17 protein-coding genes are annotated in these 18452 nt (G+C 68.6%); 8 read left to right on the forward strand and 9 right to left on the reverse strand.

What is annotated here, in order from left to right; all coding sequences use genetic code 11:
* Position 1: 1 nt before the first annotated feature.
* The 3 genes from ABTW65_RS04605 to ABTW65_RS04615 are packed head-to-tail and all read right to left on the reverse strand — an operon-like array spanning position 2 to position 2369.
* Positions 2-1150: a thiolase family protein gene (locus ABTW65_RS04605; protein WP_350658764.1), complete on the reverse strand. Its 1149-nt coding sequence runs from the start codon at positions 1148-1150 to the stop codon at positions 2-4.
* On the reverse strand, positions 1150-1530 hold the full coding sequence (locus ABTW65_RS04610) for a Zn-ribbon domain-containing OB-fold protein (protein WP_350658765.1): 381 nt from the start codon (positions 1528-1530) through the stop codon (positions 1150-1152). The genes ABTW65_RS04605 and ABTW65_RS04610 overlap by 1 nt, the downstream gene beginning before the upstream one ends.
* Before the next feature lie 47 nt (positions 1531-1577).
* Positions 1578-2369 (reverse strand): enoyl-CoA hydratase/isomerase family protein, encoded by a 792-nt coding sequence (locus tag ABTW65_RS04615; RefSeq protein ID WP_350658766.1) that lies wholly within the window; start codon positions 2367-2369, stop codon positions 1578-1580.
* A 161-nt stretch (positions 2370-2530) separates the two neighbouring features.
* Between ABTW65_RS04615 and ABTW65_RS04620 the strand changes: the two genes are divergently transcribed.
* Complete coding sequence (locus ABTW65_RS04620) at positions 2531-3853, forward strand: FAD-dependent oxidoreductase (RefSeq protein ID WP_350658767.1); 1323 nt, start codon at positions 2531-2533, stop codon at positions 3851-3853.
* A 53-nt stretch (positions 3854-3906) separates the two neighbouring features.
* Here the strand turns inward: ABTW65_RS04620 and ABTW65_RS04625 are convergent, their stop codons facing one another.
* Entirely contained in the window at positions 3907-5004 is a 1098-nt protein-coding gene (locus tag ABTW65_RS04625; protein WP_350658768.1) for an acyl-CoA dehydrogenase family protein, read from the reverse strand.
* Between the two features lie 99 nt (positions 5005-5103).
* Between ABTW65_RS04625 and ABTW65_RS04630 the strand changes: the two genes are divergently transcribed.
* Both ABTW65_RS04630 and ABTW65_RS04635 read left to right on the forward strand, forming a co-directional pair.
* The gene (locus tag ABTW65_RS04630) at positions 5104-6141 is read left to right on the forward strand and encodes a phosphotransferase family protein (RefSeq protein WP_350658769.1); all 1038 of its coding nucleotides are present in this window, start codon (positions 5104-5106) and stop codon (positions 6139-6141) included.
* Positions 6142-6158: 17 nt separating this feature from the next.
* Positions 6159-7364, forward strand: a complete 1206-nt coding sequence (locus tag ABTW65_RS04635) for an acyl-CoA dehydrogenase family protein (protein ID WP_350658770.1) — start codon at positions 6159-6161, stop codon at positions 7362-7364.
* A gap of 61 nt (positions 7365-7425) precedes the next feature.
* On the opposite strand, the gene ABTW65_RS04640 is transcribed toward ABTW65_RS04635, so the two are convergent.
* Positions 7426-8181, reverse strand: coding sequence for an SDR family NAD(P)-dependent oxidoreductase (locus tag ABTW65_RS04640; protein WP_350658771.1), 756 nt, complete (start codon positions 8179-8181; stop codon positions 7426-7428).
* Between the two features lie 89 nt (positions 8182-8270).
* Between ABTW65_RS04640 and ABTW65_RS04645 the strand changes: the two genes are divergently transcribed.
* Entirely contained in the window at positions 8271-8546 is a 276-nt protein-coding gene (locus ABTW65_RS04645; protein ID WP_350658772.1) for a MaoC/PaaZ C-terminal domain-containing protein, read from the forward strand.
* A 94-nt stretch (positions 8547-8640) separates the two neighbouring features.
* On the opposite strand, the gene arc is transcribed toward ABTW65_RS04645, so the two are convergent.
* From arc to ABTW65_RS04660, 3 genes are all read right to left on the reverse strand, one after another.
* Positions 8641-10404 carry a proteasome ATPase gene (gene arc, locus ABTW65_RS04650; protein ID WP_141804875.1) on the reverse strand — a complete coding sequence of 588 codons (1764 nt, stop codon included), beginning with the start codon at positions 10402-10404 and terminating at the stop codon, positions 8641-8643.
* A 136-nt stretch (positions 10405-10540) separates the two neighbouring features.
* The gene (locus ABTW65_RS04655; RefSeq protein WP_350658773.1) at positions 10541-11530 is read right to left on the reverse strand and encodes a tRNA (adenine-N1)-methyltransferase; all 990 of its coding nucleotides are present in this window, start codon (positions 11528-11530) and stop codon (positions 10541-10543) included.
* A 55-nt stretch (positions 11531-11585) separates the two neighbouring features.
* The gene (locus tag ABTW65_RS04660) at positions 11586-12758 is read right to left on the reverse strand and encodes a site-2 protease family protein (protein WP_350658774.1); all 1173 of its coding nucleotides are present in this window, start codon (positions 12756-12758) and stop codon (positions 11586-11588) included.
* 76 nt (positions 12759-12834) lie between these two features.
* Here ABTW65_RS04660 and ABTW65_RS04665 point away from each other — a divergent pair, with 76 nt between their 5' ends.
* Both ABTW65_RS04665 and ABTW65_RS04670 read left to right on the forward strand, forming a co-directional pair.
* A complete protein-coding gene (locus ABTW65_RS04665) occupies positions 12835-13716 on the forward strand; it encodes a RecB family exonuclease (protein WP_350658775.1) in 882 nt (293 codons plus the stop codon).
* Between the two features lie 64 nt (positions 13717-13780).
* Complete coding sequence (locus ABTW65_RS04670) at positions 13781-16054, forward strand: acyltransferase family protein (protein ID WP_350658776.1); 2274 nt, start codon at positions 13781-13783, stop codon at positions 16052-16054.
* Between the two features lie 3 nt (positions 16055-16057).
* Here ABTW65_RS04670 and ligD read toward each other — a convergent pair whose 3' ends face one another.
* A complete protein-coding gene (gene ligD, locus ABTW65_RS04675) occupies positions 16058-17026 on the reverse strand; it encodes a non-homologous end-joining DNA ligase (RefSeq protein ID WP_350658777.1) in 969 nt (322 codons plus the stop codon).
* A 103-nt stretch (positions 17027-17129) separates the two neighbouring features.
* Here ligD and ABTW65_RS04680 point away from each other — a divergent pair, with 103 nt between their 5' ends.
* Together ABTW65_RS04680 and ABTW65_RS04685 are read left to right on the forward strand one after the other, a co-directional pair.
* Positions 17130-17645, forward strand: coding sequence for a SigE family RNA polymerase sigma factor (locus tag ABTW65_RS04680; protein ID WP_350658779.1), 516 nt, complete (start codon positions 17130-17132; stop codon positions 17643-17645).
* Positions 17642-18448: a hypothetical protein gene (locus ABTW65_RS04685; protein WP_350658780.1), complete on the forward strand. Its 807-nt coding sequence runs from the start codon at positions 17642-17644 to the stop codon at positions 18446-18448. Before ABTW65_RS04680 ends, ABTW65_RS04685 begins: the two co-directional genes overlap by 4 nt.
* Positions 18449-18452: the final 4 nt, after the last annotated feature.

Consider the following 18452-nt stretch of genomic DNA (forward strand, 5'->3'; position numbering starts at 1 on the left):
CTCACACCCCCAGGACGGTGCACGCGCTGATGCCGGGTGCGCCATAGACGTGGGTGAAGCCGAGCTTCGGGCTGCCGGGGACCTGCCGGTCGCCGGCCTCGCCGCGCAGCTGAGTGACGATCTCATGCACCTGGCGCAGACCGGAGGCACCGATCGGCTCCCCGTTGGCGATGCAGCCACCATCGGTGTTGATCGGCAGCTGACCTCCGATCTCGGTGGCGCCCGAGGCGATCAGGTCCTCCTGCTCGCCGTCCTTGCAGAAGCCGCACTCGGCCAGGTGCATCACCTCGGCCCCGCTCTCGGTGTCCTGGACCTGCGCGACATCGATCTGGTCGGGGGTGACTCCCGCCATGGCGAACGCTGCCGCGGCCGCATCCGCGCTGACGCTCGAGGGACGACCGTGCCCCTGGACGGCTGGGCTGAAGACCTCGAAGGAGCCGAACTGCCGGGTGCGCGCAGCCACCGACAGCAGTTGTACGGGACGTGCGCCTGCCTTCCTCGCGGCTGACTCACTTGCGACGATGATCGCCGCACCGCCCTCACCCGGCGAGCAGAACATGAGCCGGGTCAGCGGGTCGTTGACCATGTCGGCGGAGCGGATCTCCTCCTCGCTGATCGGGTCGCGACGCCACGCGTTGGGATTGAGCGAGCCGTTGCGGTAGGCCTTGGCTGCGACGCGGCCGAGCGTGGCGTCGGTGATCCCGTACTCCCGCATGTAACGGGCGATCTTGATGCCGAAGAACTGCGTGGTGACCATCAGCCCGGCCTCGCCGTAGCCGAGGTCGAGACCCCAGTCCTCCGGGCGTGGGTCGAAGGCGCCCCGCGGGTGCTTGTCGAAGCCGACCGCGAGAGCCACCTCGGCCTGTCCCGAGCGGATGGCGTTGACGGCGGAGACCAGGGCGCTGCCACCGGTGGCGCAGCCGTTCTTGACGTTGGTGAACGGGATCCCAGTGAGGCCTAGGTCGGCAACGAGGGTGTCGGCGAGGCCGGCACCGTCGCTGCCACCGAAGGCGACCTGGATGTCCGACCACTCGAGCTGGGCGTCGGCGAGCGCGGCATGGATCGCCGTCACAGCCATCTCACGGCCCGTCACCCCGTTCTGGCGACCGAACTTCGAGAGTCCGGCGCCGATGATGGAAACGTTCGACATCAGCTCTCCTCCGTCGCGGCGCCGCCACCGGTAGCGGCGAACCGCGGAACCGGAGTGGTGGCGACCAACTCGACCTGCGCCTGCTCCTCGAGGTCGGCGAAGTCGGAGCAGTCCAGGACCGCCTCCACCTTCACTCCTTCGGGCAGCTCGACGTAGCCGACCGCGAAGGGTCGGAAGCCGTCCGCCGGAGGAACGTACGGCGGCGCCTTCGGGGCGAACCGCTGGATGGTGAAACCCCACACCGTGCCACGCCGTCCGAGGTCCAGCGGCTCCATCGCTACCGCACCACAGCGCTGGCAGCCCCGCGCCACGGGAAAGGCCACGTTGCCGCAGTCGGCACACCGGCTCCCCTCGAGCGCAGGGGTCTGCACGTCCGTCACTTCGCACTCCTCACCAGGGATGACTCGTCGGTCGGGTCAGCTGCGGATCAGCGGCCGACCCACTTGGGCTCACGCTTGCCGAGGAAGGCCTCGACACCCTCCTTGGCGTCCTCCGACTGGAGGGCGTTGCCGACGGCGAGGTGCTCCATGACCATCAGCGAGCGAACGTCCGCGTCGAGGCCCTGGTTGATCGCCATCTTGGTCAGCCGCATCGCGAACGGGCTCTTGTCGATGATCGGTGCGACGAAGTCCTCGACGAGCTGGTCGAGCTGCTCGGCCGGGGCCGAGTCGTTGATCAGGTCGAAGTCCTTGGCCTCCTGGCCGGAGAGGAGCTTGCCGGTGAGCATGAGCTCCTTGGTCTTGCGCAGACCGATCATGCGGGGCAGGCGGTAGATCGGGCCGGCGCCGCCGAAGAGGGCGCGACGGATGTGGAAGTCGCCGATCTTGGCGTCGTCCGAGGAGACCGCGAAGTCACAGGAGATCATCAACTCGAAACCGCCGGCGGTGACGTACCCCTCGAGGACGGCAACGGACGGCGTGTTCATCTGGTAGAGCCGGTCGCAGACCTGGGCAGAGAGCACGGCGACCTCCATGGCCATCGTGTTGCCCACGTAGTTCTCCAGGAGCTCGTCGAGGTCGAAGCCCGAGCAGAAGGTGTTGCCGCGGCCTCGGAGCACCAGCACCTTCAGGTCGGGGTCCTCGTCGACCTCCTTGATGATCTCGTCGAGGCGGTGGAGCAGCTCGACGGTGACCGCGTTCTTCTTGTGCGGACGGTTGAGCCAGACGCGGGCGACGCCGCCGTCCTTCTCGAGAACGACGTGGTCGGTGTTGACAACCATGGCCGGTGCCTTTCGGTTCGTGGCAATATGAAGTGGATTCACTTCAGTATGCGACGTCCGTCACTCGCCGTCAATCGTTGAACTGAAGTTAGTTTGGTTGATACGGTCGCGAGGACACCACCACGAGCCCGGGCGGGTGCCGGGCAGGACGAAAGGCACTCATGGACCTCTCCCCCGACCTCCTGGTCATCGGCGGCGGCATGGCTGGACTCACCGCCGCCGCTCGCGCATCGCGCGACGGACAGCGCGTCACGGTCGTCGAGGTCTCCTCCGACGTCGGTGGCTCCGGCCGGTTCGCCGGCTACATCTGGACCGCTCCGTCGGACGCGGTCATGGACGAGCAGAATCCCGACGGCGACGATGCCCTCAAGCGTGCTCTTGTCGAGCGGTTCGACGCGGCGGTGGACTGGATCCGCAGCACCGGAGTCGAAGCCGGCCCGTCCCAGCGGATCCTCTCCTTCGGTCAGGGGCACGGCTTCGACACCAACCAGTACGTCGACACCTGCCGTCGCATCGTGACCGAATCAGGCGGTCAGGTGCTGCTGTCGACCACGACCGAGGAGCTCCTCGTCGACCACGGCGCTGTTGCCGGGGCGCGCCTGCGGCTGCCCACGGACGAGGTCGTGGAGGTCCGGGCACGCAACACGGTCCTCGCCACCGGTGGCTTCCAGGCCGACCCCACGATGCGCGAGGAACTGGTCGGCGCCGGCGCCGGCGCACTACCCCTGCGGTCCAACCCGAACAGCAAGGGGGACGGACTGCGTCTGGCTACGGCGGTGGGGGCCGCGGCGGGTCTCGAGCGCGCCGGGTTCTACGGCCACCTGGTGCCCAGCGGCGTACCTTTCAAAGACTCCGGCGACTTCGTCGACCTCTCGCTCTACTACAGCGAGCATGCACTGCTCTTCAACCTCGACAACGAGCGGTTCGTCGACGAGACGCTCGGTGACCACCTCACATCGGTCGCGCTGAGCGAGCAACCGGAGGCCCGCGGGCTGCTCATCGCCGATGCGCGTGTCCGTCGCGACTGGATGGTGCCGGCGTACGTCGAGGGGGCGGTGAGCGTCGACAAGTTCGCCATTGCCTCGAAGCGAGGCGGACGTACGGGCCTGGCGGAGTCGCTCGAGGAGCTCGAGTATCTGCCCGAGGAGTGGGGGTACGACGGGGCTGCCATCCGCTCGGCGATCGAGCGCTTCAACACGGAGGTCACCGCGGGGACGACGCCGGGCAGGAAGCTCGATGCCACGCCGCTCGACGAGCCGCCGTACTACGTCGTCGAGACCACTCCCGCGATCACATTCCCGTTCACCGGGCTGCTGATCGACGACCGTTCGCGCGTCATGGCGGTCGACGGCGCGCCGATCCCCGGCCTCCTGGCGGCTGGAGCCGACACGGGCGGCCTGTGGAACCGGGCGTACGCCGGCGGGCTTGCCGCGGCGATCGTGTTCGGGCTGACCGCGGCGCGTACGCATCTAGAGACCAGCTGACCTGCTGAGCCGAGCGGGGCGTGGGGCACCCGCCCCCACGCCCCGCTCCCGACTTAGATCCCGGCGAGATCGGCGATGCGGGTGCGGTGCTCCCTGGCACTGCCGAATAGGCCCTCGTCACCCAGGGCCCGCCGCACGTAGAAGTGGGCCGGATGCTCCCAGGTGAATCCGATCCCGCCGTGCAGCTGCACGGCCTCGTGAACCGTACGGATCACCGCATCGGTGGCCACGGCCCCGGCGACCTCGGCAGCAAGAGCCGCATCCGGGGCCTCGTCGTAGAGCGCCGCCGCGTAGACGACGGCGGAGCGCGCACGCTGCAGATCGGTGAGTACGTCGGCGAGGCGATGCTTGATCGCCTGGAAGGAACCGATCGGCCGGCCGAACTGCTCGCGCTGACCGACGTACTCGACCACGGCATCGAGCTGATGGCGGACGATGCCGACATGCTCGGCCGCGACAGCAACGGTGGCGGCCCGACGTACCTGTGCCAGGACCTGCTCGGCCCGCTCGGGGCCGACGACGCCGATGACCTCTGCCCCGCTGAGCACGACGTCGGCCTGGCGCCGGGTCGTGTCGAGGACCTCGAGCCGGCGGGTCTCGACGCCGGGGTCGGTTCGGCGTACGACGAAGACCCCGTCCTCACCACCGAACAGGACGAGGTCACTGTCGGCACCGGCGACCACTCGGGCGAGAGTGCCGGTGGCCCTGCCGTCGGTCACCTGGACCGATCCAGAGAGCGCGACTGTGCCGACGAGGTCGCCCACCGCGACGGCGGCCAGCAGCTCACGGACAGCCGCGGTGTCGTCCGCGAGCGAGAGCGTCAGCGCAGTCAGTACAGACGACTCGAGGACGGGCTCGGGAAGCAGAGCCGCGCCCGCCTCCTCCAGCACGACTACGACGTCGCGCAGGCCGAAGCCGGCTCCCCCGCGCTCCTCGGGGACGATCATCGAGCCGATGTCCAGCTCCTTGTTCAGTCTCAGCCACAGGTCGTCGGACCAACCTCGCGGGGAGTCGGCGGCATGACGTACGGCCTGGTGGTCGGCGTCGCGATCGAGCAGATGACGAACCACGTCGCGCAGCTCCTCGTGCTCTGCGAGCGGCGCAACGATGGACGGGGCGGCTTCTGGCCAGACGGCCAAGCTCTGGGTCACGGGCTTCTCCTAGGACCGGGTATCCGCTATCGTCATAACACTACTTGAATTCACTTCAATTACAAGGGCGCACGGCCCACACGAGCGACAGGAGGCGTGATGACCGGGATCGCAACGGCGTCGGCGGCCGAGCTGGCGGGACTGCAACGACTCGCGCCGGCACTGGTCGAGGAGACCGGCAAGACCGGGTGGAGCGAGGTCGGAGCCGAGCTGATCAGCGGCGGCAAGTCGAATCTGACCTTCCTGCTCTCCTCCCCCGCCGGCGAGCTCGTGCTGCGCCGCCCACCGACCGGCGAGCTGCTGCCGAGCGCTCACGACATGCTCCGCGAGGCCCGCGTGCAGTCGGCGCTGGCGGGCTCGCCCGTACCGGTGCCGCGGATCGTCAAGGCCGACGCCGGCGAGCTGATCGGGATCCGCTGCTACGTGATCGAGCGCATCCCCGGTCACATCATCCGCGAGGCCCTCCCCGCCGGGTACGCAGCGACCGCCGACGAGCGGCAGCGGCTCGGCTTCGCCTTCATCGACACCCTCGCCGCTCTCCACTCCGTCGACCCGGACCAGGTCGGCCTGGCCGACTACGGCCGCCCAGCCGGTTACGCCGAGCGACAGGTACGCCGCTGGACCAGGCAGTGGGAGAGCTCGCGCACCCACGACGTACCCGAGGTCGACGAGCTCGCCGACCGTCTCTCCGGCCATATACCCGCGCAGCAGGCCACCTCGATCGTCCACGGCGACTACCGCATCGACAACTGCGTCTTCGACCTCGACGACCCGGGCAAGATCAACGCGGTCCTCGACTGGGAGCTGTCCACGCTCGGCGACCCGCTCACCGACCTGGGCTATGCGTTGATGTTCTGGCGCCACCCGGGCGAACCGCCGATCTCCTCGCTGACTCCGACCGTCACCGACCAGCCCGGTTTCCCGACCCGGTCGGAACTGCTGGAGCGCTACGCCCATGCGACCGGGCTGACGCTGGACGACCTGGACTTCCACATCGCGCTGGCCCACTTCAAGTTCGCAGTCATCGCCCAGGGCGTCGCCAACAGATCCCGCGAGGGAGCGATGGGCGGCCAGGACTTCGGCAACCTCGACGACGAGATCCTCGCGCTCGCCCGCGCCGGCCTCGACCTGATCTGATCCCAAGGAGCACCGAGATGGACTTCGCACCGTCGGCCAGGGCCCAGGAGGCCTGCGAGAACATGTGGGACTTCATGCGTACGCATGTCTTCCCCGCCGAACCGGTCTGGCACGCCCACCTGCGCGAGCACGGCGAGCACACGCATCCGCCGGTCATGGAGGACCTGAAGCACGAGGCGCGCAGACGCGGACTGTGGAACCTTTTCCTTCCCCGGCACTCCGGCCTGACCAACGCCGACTACGCGTCGGTCGCCGAGATCTCCGGCTGGTCGCCCGTGATCGCGCCCGAGGCGATCAACTGCCAGGCGCCGGACACCGGCAACATGGAGACGCTCGAGCTGTTCGCCACCGACGAGCAGCGCAAACAGTGGCTCGAACCGCTCCTGGCCGGCGAGATCCGGTCGGCCTTCGCGATGACCGAGCCGGAGGTCGCCTCCTCCGACGCCACCAACATCACCACCCTCATCACCCGTGACGGCGACGACTACGTCATCAACGGCCGCAAGTGGTTCATCACAGGCGTCGCCGACGAGCGCTGCCAGATCTTCATCGTCATGGGGAAGACGGATCCTGACGCCGAGACCCACCGGCAGCAGTCGATGGTGCTGGTGCCTCGAGATGCCCCAGGCCTCGAGATCGAACGGCACCTGCCGATCTTCGGCTACCAGGACCAGCACGGACACTCGGAGATCGTCTTCCGTGACGTACGCGTCCCGGCCGGCAACCTCCTCGCCGACGAGGGCGACGGGTTCCTCATCTCCCAGGCGCGACTCGGGCCGGGGCGGATCCATCACGCGATGCGAGCCATCGGCATGGCCGAGCGCGCCCTCGCCCTCATGGTCGAACGCGCACGGAGCCGGGTCGCGTTCGGGCAGCCGTTGTCCGAGTACGCCAACGTGCAGGACTACATCGCGCAGTCACGTATCGAGATCGATCAGGCCCGACTCCATGTCCTCGACGCGGCCTGGAAGATCGACACGTACGGCGCCAAGCACGCCCGTAGCGAGGTCAGCGCGATCAAGGTGTCGGCGCCGGCGATGGCGACCGCGGTCATCGACCGCGCGATCGAGGTGTTCGGCGGTGCCGGCGTCTCCGACGACACCCCGCTGGCGTACTTCTACGCGTGGGCGCGTGTCCTGCGCATCGTCGACGGCCCCGACGCCGTCCATCGCCGGACGGTGGCGCGGATGGAGATGCGGAAGACCCCGCCGTACGTCGGCTGATCCTGCCCCCTGCAGTCGGACCTAGCGGCCCGTCCACCGGGAGCAGCGCGTTCGGCCCGGGTCAGAGCTTGCCGCCGCCGTCGACGTACAGCGTCTGACCGGTGATGTAGGAACCCTCGTCGCTCGCCAGGAAGGCCGCGGTGGCAGCGATGTCCTCCGGCATACCGACCCGCCTGACCGGGTTGGCCTCCGCGTTGAGCCGGCGGAACTCATCCGGCGCGAGACCCAGACGCGCCGCGGTCTGGTCGGTCATCTCGGTGGCGATGAACCCAGGAGCGATGGCGTTGACATTGACGCCGTAGGGACCGAGCTCGATCGCCAGCGTGCGTGTGAAGCCCTGGATGCCCATCTTGGCGGCCGAGTAGTTGGCCTGGCCGCGGTTGCCGAGCGCGGAGGTCGAGGAGACGTTGACGATCTTGCCGTAGCGCTGCTTCACGAAGTGTTTCTGCGCTGCCTGCGACATCAGGAACGCACCCTTGAGGTGCACATTGACGACCTGGTCCCAGTCGGCCTCCGACATCTTGAAGAGCAGGTTGTCGCGGGTGATGCCTGCGTTGTTCATCAGCACATGCAGCCCACCGAACTCGGCGACCACGCGTCCGATCGCTTCGTCGACGCTCGCCGACGCAGACACGTCGGCTCCGATGCCCAGGTGGTCGCTGCCCGGAAGCGTTGCGGCCGCCTCCTTGGCAGCCGTGTCATCGAGGTCGAGCACCGCGATCTGACCGCCCTCCTCCGCGAAACGCTGGGCGCAGGCGTACCCGATGCCGCGCGCGGCCCCGGTCACGACGACGACGCGACCCTTGAATCGACCCATCTCTTCACTCCGTTCACTCGGTGGATGTTCATCACGACTGGCTCTTCAAGTCGTACGATACCTGAACCGAATTCAATCCAGGAAGAATCATGACGTTGACCCTGTCGTTGGTCCCCCGCCTGAGCAACGACGTGTTCACGTTCGCCAACATCGGCCGCGCCCTCAACTACGGGCTCGACAAGGTCCGGTTCCTCTCGCCTGTGCGCCCCGGCGATCGCGTACGAGCCCGCGCGACGACGGTCTCAGCCGACGACTCCGGCCCCGGCGTCCTCGCCCGGGTGCGCTACACGATCGAGATCGAGGACCAAGAGCGGCCGGCATGTGTCGTCGAGGCGCTGATGCTGGTTCTTCCTGCGGCGGACTGAGGCCAACCCTCCACGTCGCCTCATGCAACCCAAGACAACAATCGGCCCGCCACCCTTTTCGCAGGTGGCGGGCCGATTATGCGGTCGGCACAGGTTACAGATACTGACCCGTGTTGGAGACCTGCTCGATGGAACGGCCGGGCTCGGTGCCCTGCTTTCCGGTGATGAGCGTGCGGATGAAGACGATCCGCTCGCCCTTCTTGCCGGAGATGCGGGCCCAGTCGTCGGGGTTGGTGGTGTTGGGGAGGTCCTCGTTCTCCTTGAACTCGTCCACGCAGGCCTGGAGCAGGTGCTGCACCCGCAGGCCCTTCTGGCCGGAGTCCTCGCCGGAGTCCAGGAACGACTTGATGGCCATCTTCTTGGCCCGGTCGACGATGTTCTGGATCATCGCGCCGGAGTTGAAGTCCTTGAAGTAGAGGATCTCCTTGTCGCCGTTGGCGTAGGTGACCTCGAGGAAACGGTTCTCCTCGGACTCCGTGTACATCCGCTCGACGACGGTGCGGATCAGCTCGTCGACGGTGGCCTGCTTGTCGCCGTGGAACTCGCCCACGTCGGTCGGGTGCAGCGGCAGGTCGGGGACCAGGTACTTCGAGAAGATGTCACGGGCACCCTCGGCATCGGGACGCTCGATCTTGATCTTCACGTCCAGACGGCCCGGGCGAAGGATCGCCGGGTCGATCATGTCCTCACGGTTGGAGGCACCGATGACCAGCACGTTCTCCAGAGCCTCGACACCGTCGATCTCGGAGAGGAGCTGCGGGACGATGGTGTTCTCCACGTCGGAGGAGACACCGGTGCCACGCGTACGGAACAGCGAGTCCATCTCGTCGAAGAAGACGATCACCGGGGTGCCGGCGGCGGCCTTCTCACGAGCCCGCTGGAAGACCAGGCGGATGTGGCGCTCGGTCTCACCGACGTACTTGTTGAGGAGCTCGGGGCCCTTGATGTTGAGGAAGTAGGACTTGCCGTCCGCCCCCGTCTTCGCGGCGACCTTCTTCGCGAGGCTGTTGGCGACAGCCTTCGCGATTAGGGTCTTGCCGCAGCCCGGAGGACCGTAGAGCAGCACACCCTTGGGCGGCTTGAGCTGGTGCTCGATGAAGAGGTCGGGGTAGAGGTACGGCAGCTCGACCGCGTCCTGGATCTGCTCGATCTGGCCGGCGAGGCCACCGATCGACTCGTAGGAGATGTCGGGCACCTCCTCCAGGACGAGCTCCTCGACCTCGGACTTCGGCACCTTCTCGTAGACATAGCCCGATCGTGGTTCGAGCAGCAACGAGTCACCCGCGCGGATGGCGTCCTGCAGGAGCGGCTCAGCGAGACGTACGACCCGTTCCTCGTCGGCGTTGGCGATCACCAGGGCGCGCTCACCGTCGGCGAGCAGCTCCTTGAACATCACCACTTCGCCGACCTTCTCGAACTCCATCGCGGCCACGACGTTCAGCGCCTCGTTGAGCATGACCTCCTGGCCATAGCGCAGCTCGTCGAGGTCCACGTTGGGCGATGCGGTCACCCGGAGCTTGCGCCCACCGGTGAAGACATCGATCGAGTCGTCCTCGTTGCGCTCGATGAAGGTGCCGAAGCCTGCTGGCGGCTGTGCCAGCCGGTCGACCTCCTCCTTGAGCTTGATGATCTGGTCTCGGGCATCCCGAAGCGTCACGGTGAGTCGCTCGTTCTGCGACGTCACGGCGGCCAGGGAGCGCTGCGCGTCAGCGAGCCGCGCCTCCAGGCCACGCGAAGATCCGGGCATCTCGGTCAGTCTGTGCCGCAGGTCGGTCACCTCAGCTTCGAGGAAACGGACATGACTCTCGAGCTCCTCGGGGCTGCGCCCCTCGGAACGGAATCCATCGGATGTCGACATCAGCACACCTCCTCTACTCCCTCGACCCTACAAGGGTCAGGGGCAGGAGCGGAGAAGGATTTACCGGTGTTGGACACTATTCGTCGACAACGGCCAAGTTCGTGTCAACCCGTGGCACGGGTTCTGCAGAGCGGACTCAGTCCGCCTGGGCGTCATCCTCGGGCAGGACGTCCGCGACGGGCTCGGGAGCCGGCATGTCGGCGGGGCGCGGACCGGTGTAGTCAGATCCGTACGCACCGGGGGCAGGTCGGCGTGTCTTGCGCGGCGCGCGCTCGCCCGGCGCCAGCTTTCGCGCCGTCACCAGGAAGGCGGTGTGGCCGATCATCTTGTGACCCGGCCGGACCGCGAGACCCTCGACGTGCCAGTCGCGAACGAGCGACTCCCACGCCTGCGGCTCGGTGAACCCGCCGTGGGCGCGGACCGTCTCGACGAAGCGGGACAGCTGGGTGGTGGTCGCGACGTACGCGCAGACCATGCCGCCGGGGTAGAGCGCCTCGGCGGCCGCGTCGACGCACTCCCACGGTGCGAGCATGTCGAGGATCAGCCGGTCGCAGCGGATCTGCTGGCGCGGCAGCTCCTCCTGGAGATCGCCCAAGTTGAGCGACCAGCTCGGGTGGGACTCCCCCGCCGGGGTGCCGAAGAACTGGTCGACGTTCTTGCGGGCGACCTCGGCGAACTCCTCGCGGCGCTCGAAGGAGGTGACCTTGCCGAACGGGCCCACGGCGCGCAGGAGCGAGCAGGTGAGGGCGCCGGAGCCGACCCCGGCCTCCACGACGGAGGCACCCGGGAAGATGTCGGCCATCGCGACGATCTGGGCGGCGTCCTTGGGGTAGACCACGGCGGCGCCGCGCGGCATCGAGACCACGAACTCCGACAGGAGCGGGCGGAAGACCAGGTACTCACCGCCCGTCGAGGCGGTGACGGTGAAGCCCTCCTCGCGGCCGATCAGCTCGTCGTGGTCGATGTGGCCCTTGTTGGAGAAGAAGCGCTTGCCGGCCACGAGCTCGAAGTTGTGGCGGCGACCCTTGGTGTCGGTCAGCCGCACCCACTCGCCCTCGCGAAGCGGCCCGCGGTGTACGCCCGCTCGGGCCTCGGCCGGAATGTCTGGAATATCAGCGCTTGACACCCGCCGAGGCTACCCGTTTTCCTGGCCAACCCGGCAAACCGCGGCTCGGTCCGGCTCAGGCTCCCGCGCGGAAGGCGGCGTCGACGTCGGAGGTGACCAGTACGCCGTAGATCGAGCCGTCGGACTCGACCAGGAGGTATTCGGGTGCCGGGGTCTTCGAGATCGCCTGGATCAGGGACTCCCCGTCGATGTCGGCCGGGAGGGTGAGGCCGTCCTCGAGCTGACGGGTGACCGTCGAGGTGGCCATCCAGGGACGACGGTCCTCGGGGGTCGCCAGCAGCGCGCCCTCGTGGACCAGACCGATCGGCTCGCCGCCGCTGCTCACGGTGACGATACTGCCGGCCTCGGCCTCCTGGGCGCGGCGTACGGCCTCGGCGAGCGGGAGGTCGGCGGGCACCGCCAGGGTGCGGCGGGCGAGGTCGCGGGCGACGAGCAGCGGGAGCCGCATGCGCGCCCTCCCCGACATGATCGCCGCGGAGGCACCGCTCCAGAGGAAGACACCGATGATGACAGCGAAGACGTAGTGCCTGAGCTGCGGCTCGTTGCCGATGATCTGCCCCTGGATGAAGGGCCACAGCAGCACGAGCACCGCAAGGACCCGGCCGGCCCAGCCAGCGACGATGCTTCCGCGGTTGATGTTGCCGGTCGCAGCCCACACGCCCGCCTTGAGCAACCTGCCGCCGTCGAGGGGCAGGCCGGGGACGAGGTTGAGCACGCCGACGAAGAGGTTGGTGAACCACAGGCCGGTGACGAACAACCCGACCAGGCCGCCGGAGGTGAGGAAGGAGACGCCGAAGGCAACGGCGGCGACGGCCAGCGAGGCCAGCGGGCCCACGACAGCGATCCAGAACTCGTCGCGGGGCCGTTTCGCCTCCTTCTCCACGGCGGTCGCGCCGCCGAGGAAGTGGAGCATGATCACGCCCACGGGGTAGCCAAGCCGCTTGGCGACAATCGCGTGGGCCGCCTCGTGGAGCAGCACCGCGCCGTAGAGGACGATCGCGAACGCGAAGCCCGCGACGTACGTCAACCAGCCCAGGCCCGGCTCCACGACATCAATCTGGGGCGCCATCACCCAGGCGATCACCGCGGCGATGAGGAACCAGGACGGCGTCACCAGGACGTCGCTGCCGGCGATGGAGCCGACCTTGATCGTGCCGGGAACTCGGGAGGTGGGCGCCGCCTCTTCGACCGGCTTGTCGCCGCCGGGGCGTGGGTCAGGGTCTGCCACATTCCGAGCGTACTTGAGCGGCGGTTGTCAGGTGGTGTCGACCCGGTTGTCGGTGCTGACGAATAGTGTCGGTCACATGAGCACCTCACCTGCCGAATCGCTGTCGACCCAGGTCGACGGCGTCAACGTGCTGGGGTCGCTCTCACCGAGCCGCGCGAGCGACTTCACCTCGTGCCCGCTGCTGTACCGATTCCGCACGATCGACCAGCTGCCCGAGCCGCCTTCGGAGGCGGCCGCGCGCGGGACCGTGGTGCACAAGGTGCTCGAGGATCTCTTCGACCTGCCCGCGCCCGAGCGCACGCCCCGGCAGGCGAGGTCGATGGTGGAGCAGGCGTGGGAGGACGTACGCAGCCTCGACCCGGCGCTGGCGGCGCTGTTCACCTCGGAGGCCGAGGGTGCGGAGGAGGGCTGGCTGGAGTCGTGCCGGCAGGTGCTGCGGCGCTACTTCGACCTGGAGGACCCGCGGCGTCTGGAGCCCGCCGAGCGCGAGCACTACGTCGAGGCGCTACTGGACTCCAAGCTGCTGCTGCGCGGCTTCATCGACCGCGTCGACGTCGCCGCCGACGGCCGGATCCGCGTCGTGGACTACAAGAGTGGACGCGTGCCCAGCGAGGCGTACGAGGCGAAGGCGCTGTTCCAGCTCAAGTTCTACGCCCTGGTGATCTGGCGCACCCGGGGCGTGGTGCCCGCGATGCTGCAGCTGATCTACCTCGGTTCGGGCGACATCCTGCGCTACGTGCCCGACGAGGCCGACCTGCTGGCGACCGAACGGAAGGCCGAGGCGATCTGGCGGGCCATCCGCACCGCTCAGGAGACCGGTGAGTGGCAGCCGAACCCGGGGCGGCTGTGCGGATGGTGCGCCCACAAGTCGCTGTGCCCCGCCTTCGGCGGCACTCCTCCCCCGCTCCCGGCGACCGCAGGCCCCGTCGCCGCTGGTGACGACGTCGATCTCGACTAGGGCCCTAGGCGCGTCTACCAGGATCGGCCGGTTACGAGAGTTATCGTCGCGACGAATGTGACGGATGCGCTTGGCTGAGGAGGTGCGGCTGCTCGTGGGCTCGACGGACTCGACCAGCGGGAGCGCGACCTCGTCTCGGCATCGTCCCGATATCCAGGGGCTCCGCGCGATCGCGGTGCTCGCGGTCGTCGCGCTGCACGTCGGGTTCGGATCGCTGACCGGCGGATTCGTCGGCGTCGACGTCTTCTTCGCGATCTCGGGCTTCCTGATCACCCAGCAGCTCATGCGGCAGGTACGCACCGAAGGCCGGGTCAGCCTGCTCGGCTTCTACGCGCGGCGGGCCCGCAGGATCCTGCCAGCGGCGACCGTGGTGCTGCTCGCGACCGTCGTCTACGCAGCCCTCTTCCTCGGCTTCGTACGCACCCGGGAGATCGCCCTCGACGCGCTGTGGTCGGCGGCGTTCGCCGCCAACTTCCGGTTCGCGTCGCTGGAGACCGACTACTTCTCGGCAGCGCTGCCGCCCTCGCCGCTGCAGCACTTCTGGTCGCTCGCGGTGGAGGAGCAGTTCTACCTGGTCTGGCCGCTGATGATCCTGGGCTGCCTGTGGGCGATCAAGCGGCGTAGCGAGAAGGCCGCGACGGACGGTCCCGCCACGACCGACCCCCGCGGGCGCAGGCGCGTGCTGGTCATCGCTCTAGGCGCCGTCATCGTGGCCTCGCTGCTGGCCTCGGCGGTGCTGACCCGGACCAGCCCCGAGGCGGCGTACTTCTCGCCCTTCACCCGCGCCTGGGAGCTCGGCCTGGGGGCGATCGCGGCGATCGCGTTCCGTGACGACGGGCCGCAGGACGCCACCGCGCGCTGGCGGGCACAGGTGCTCTCGGCGTTCGGGATGTTCTTCATCATCTGCGCCTGCCTGCAGTTCAACGACGCGACCCCATTCCCCGGCACCCCAGCGCTGGTGCCGGTCCTCGGCAGCGTCTTCATCATCGTGGCTGGCACGCTGTGGCACGGCCCAACGGTGGTCGGCCGGCTGCTGTCGGTGCGGCCACTCCAGGTCGTCGGCAACTGGTCCTACTCGCTCTACCTGTGGCACTTCCCGGTGCTTGTCCTCGCCGAGCTGCAGCTGGGCCGCGAGCTGCGCTGGTGGGAGCAGGTGCTCCTCGTCGCGCTCGCGTTCGGTCTGGCGGGACTCTCCTACCACTACGTCGAGGAGCCGTTCCGGCGCGGCATCCTGTGGCGCCGGCCGGTGCTCAGCCGGGCCGGCTCGCTGGGTCCGGTCGCGCTCTACCCGCTGAGCATCACCCTGGTCGCGGTGACCTGCTTCGGCGCCAACACCTACGCCACCGGGACCGCGCGCGACGGCTACCAGCCGGCGATCACGCTGGCCGAGGCCGATGCCTCCGAGTCCTCCGGGTCTTCCGGCCAGTCCAAGCAGCCCGACCGGCCGGCGTCGAGCGCCGCACCGCCCGCCGCCAAGGCGCAGGAGCCCGACCCACTACCCGCGCTGCTGAAGGCCTCGGTGCTCGCGGCCCGCAAGAACCAGGCGATCCCCACCAACCTGAAGCCGGGTCTCACCAACCTCTCCGACGACGTGGAGTCGGTCGGCGAGTGCAACTACTACTCGACCAACGTACGCAAGCTTTGCCCGCGCGGTGACGCCGACGCCGAGAAGACGATCGTCGTCATCGGCGACTCCCACGCCCGCCACTGGACGCCCGCCGTTGAGGAGATCGCCGAGCGCTCCGGCTACCGCGCCTACATGCTGGCGATGCCGCAGTGCACCGTCTCGCTGGTCACGCCCGACAAGATCGACAGCACCGACCCGATGACGTCGTGCGACGACTTCCACGCCTTCATGCTCTCCTCGGTCAAGAAGCTCCGCCCCGACCTGCTGCTGATCTCCTCCCGCCCGATCAGCGCCGCCTACCACGACTCCTCGGGCCGCCACACCGACCGCGCAGACGTACGCCGCGCCGTCTACCGCGGCTACCAGCGCCTCCTGGACCAGGTGAAGCCCGTCGCCAAGCGCACCGTGTGGCTGCGCGACGTACCGGCGCTCGAGTTCGACCCGGCCACGTGCCTGAGCAGCAACAAGACGCTCTCGCCCTGCACCTACAAGCCGCTCGAGAGCCAGCAGGACGGCGCCGACCTGCAGATGCAGGCAGCCAAGTCGGCTCGCGTCGAGACCGTCGACCTCGACGACATGTTCTGCGACAGCGTCGGCATCTGCACCACCGTCGTCGGCGACACCATCACCCATCGCGACGGCCACCACCTCACCGCGACCTACTCCAAGGAGCTCGGTCGCACCCTGGGCGAGCGCCTCAAGGTCTGGTGACGCTCACTCGGCATCGTCGGGCTCGGGTGGCGTCTCGGCGCCGTCGCGCTCGTCGCGGTCGGCCCATTCGAGCAGCGGCTCGATCGAGAACGGATGGTCGTCGATGTCGGCGTGCAGGTCACCGATCTCCGCGAACCGTGCCGGCACCGTACGCATCGTGAACTCACGCGGGTCGACGTCCTTGGTCTCCTCCCAGGTGATCGGGGTGGAGACCCGGCCGTCGGCGACGCCGCGGATCGAGTAGGCGCACGCGATCGTGTGATCCCTCGTGTTTTGATTGAAGTCGACGAACAGCTGCGCCGGGTGGCGGTCCTTGCGCCACCAGGCGGTGGTGACCAGCTTCGGTGCTCGGCGCTCGACCTCGCGGGCGAAGGCGTGCGCGGCGCGGCGTACGTCCTGGAATCCGTGCTCAGCCGGGATCCGGACGTAGACGTGCATCCCGGAGCCACCGCTCGTCTTCGGGTAGCCGACCGCGCCCAGCTCGTCGAGGAGCTCGCGTACGACGCCCGCCACCGTCTGCACGGTGGAGAACGGGCACTCCGGACCGGGATCGAGGTCGATGCGCCATTCGTCGGGCTTCTCGGTGTCCTCGCGGCGGCTGTTCCAGGGGTGGAACTCGACGGTCGACATCTGGACGGCCCAGATCACCGCACCGAGCTCGGTCACGCAGAGCTCGTCGGCGGTGCGGCCCCAGCGCGGGAAGTAGAGGCGTACGGTCTCGACCCAGTCGGGCGCCCCTTGCGGCAGCCGTTTCTGGTGCACCTTCGGCCCCGCCAAACCCTTGGGGAACCGGTGCAGCATGCACGGCCGCTCCCACAGCGCGTTGACGATCCCTGGCCCGACGGCGAGGTAGTACTGCGCCACGTCGAGTTTGGTCGCACCTGTCTCAGGGAAGTAGACCCGATCGGGGTTGGAGATCCTGACGACGCGGTTGTCGACCTCTATCTCCACCGACGGCGATGCCTTGGCCATGCTCGCCAGCGTAGGCGCTGAGATGATGCGGTGAAACGAAACTCGCTCATCTCGATCCTCATGGGGGTGTCACGTGGACCTCATGCCGAGGCGTCGAAGGGATGTGAGCACATCGACCGCGAGGACCTCCGCCGAGGAGTTCGCCGACTTCGTCCATGCGACGGGTGGCGCGCTCTACCGCACCGCGCTGCTGCTGACGGGTGACCATCACCTGGCCGAGGACCTGACCCAGACGACGTACGCCCGGGTCTTCGCTTCCTGGCGGCGGGTCAGCAGGGCGGACAACCCGACGGCCTACGCGCGACGTGTGCTCCTCAACGGATTCATCTCCCACCGACGGCTCCGGCGCAATGCCGAGACGCCGACCTCGACGCTGCCGGACGATCCGGGCAGCGATGCCGACCCCAGCGCCCGGATCGACCTGCTTGCCGCCCTCCAGCGGCTGTCGCCGACCGACCGGGCCGTGCTCGTCGCGCGCTATTGGGAAGACCGATCCGTATCCCAGACAGCTGCCGACCTCGGACTGACCGAGACGGCGGTCCGCACCCGCTCGAAGCGTGCCCTGGAACGGCTGCGCCCGTTGGTTGCGGACATCTTCCCGGAGAGGACCACCCGATGAACGACCCAGAGACCAGCTTCCGTACGGCACTGCAGGAGCGGGTCGCCGACCAGCACCCTGACTATGCCAGGATCTCGGCCGGCGCGATCAGCGCGGGCTCTCGCATCCGGCGCCGCCGGCGTATCACCGTGACCGTGGGCGCCGCTGCGGCTGTTGGGGCGTTCGCCGCGGGCGGGCTCGGGCTCTCCCAACTCCTGAGCACGACCGCGGTCGACCGGGCTCCTCTCGGTGCTGCCGGCGCACCGTCCGCGTCGGCCTCGCCGTCTGTGGCGCCGCTCGTCTCCGGGCAGCGTCTTGACCTCGGCGACGGGGTCACGGGAGTGGTCGTCACCAACGACGAGGCGAAGACGATGGAGATCACGGTGCAGGCAGTCAGCGGTCTTGCGGGCAACGGGACCGGCTTCACGATCGTCCTGTCCGGACCGGCCGGCGCGGTCGAGCAGAAATGGAGCAACGACACGCTCCTCGAGGACTATCCCGGCGTCAGGATCGCCACCGAAGGCGCGCGCAAAGGGCTCGTCGACAAGGTTCCCGTCGAGCAGCCGCCCGGTTGGACGTGTGAGTGGTCGCTGATCGACGACAAGGCCTCCTGCACGTCCGAGGACGGTGGCGTGGCCGGCCTGGTGATCCGCCCGGCGAAGGACTACCAGGCGTGGAGCACGAGCCCCGACAAGGCAGGGCCCGGCTCGGGCGCCTACCTCACCGAGGTCCACGGCGACATCTTCATCAGCGTCCAGAGCGGGGAGGGCACCACCGACGCCGAGCTCGAGACGCTCGCGAGCTCGCTCAGGTGGACCGACTGAGCCG

The organism is Nocardioides sp. NPDC127503, from assembly GCF_040302165.1.
GTDB lineage: Bacteria > Actinomycetota > Actinomycetes > Propionibacteriales > Nocardioidaceae > Nocardioides.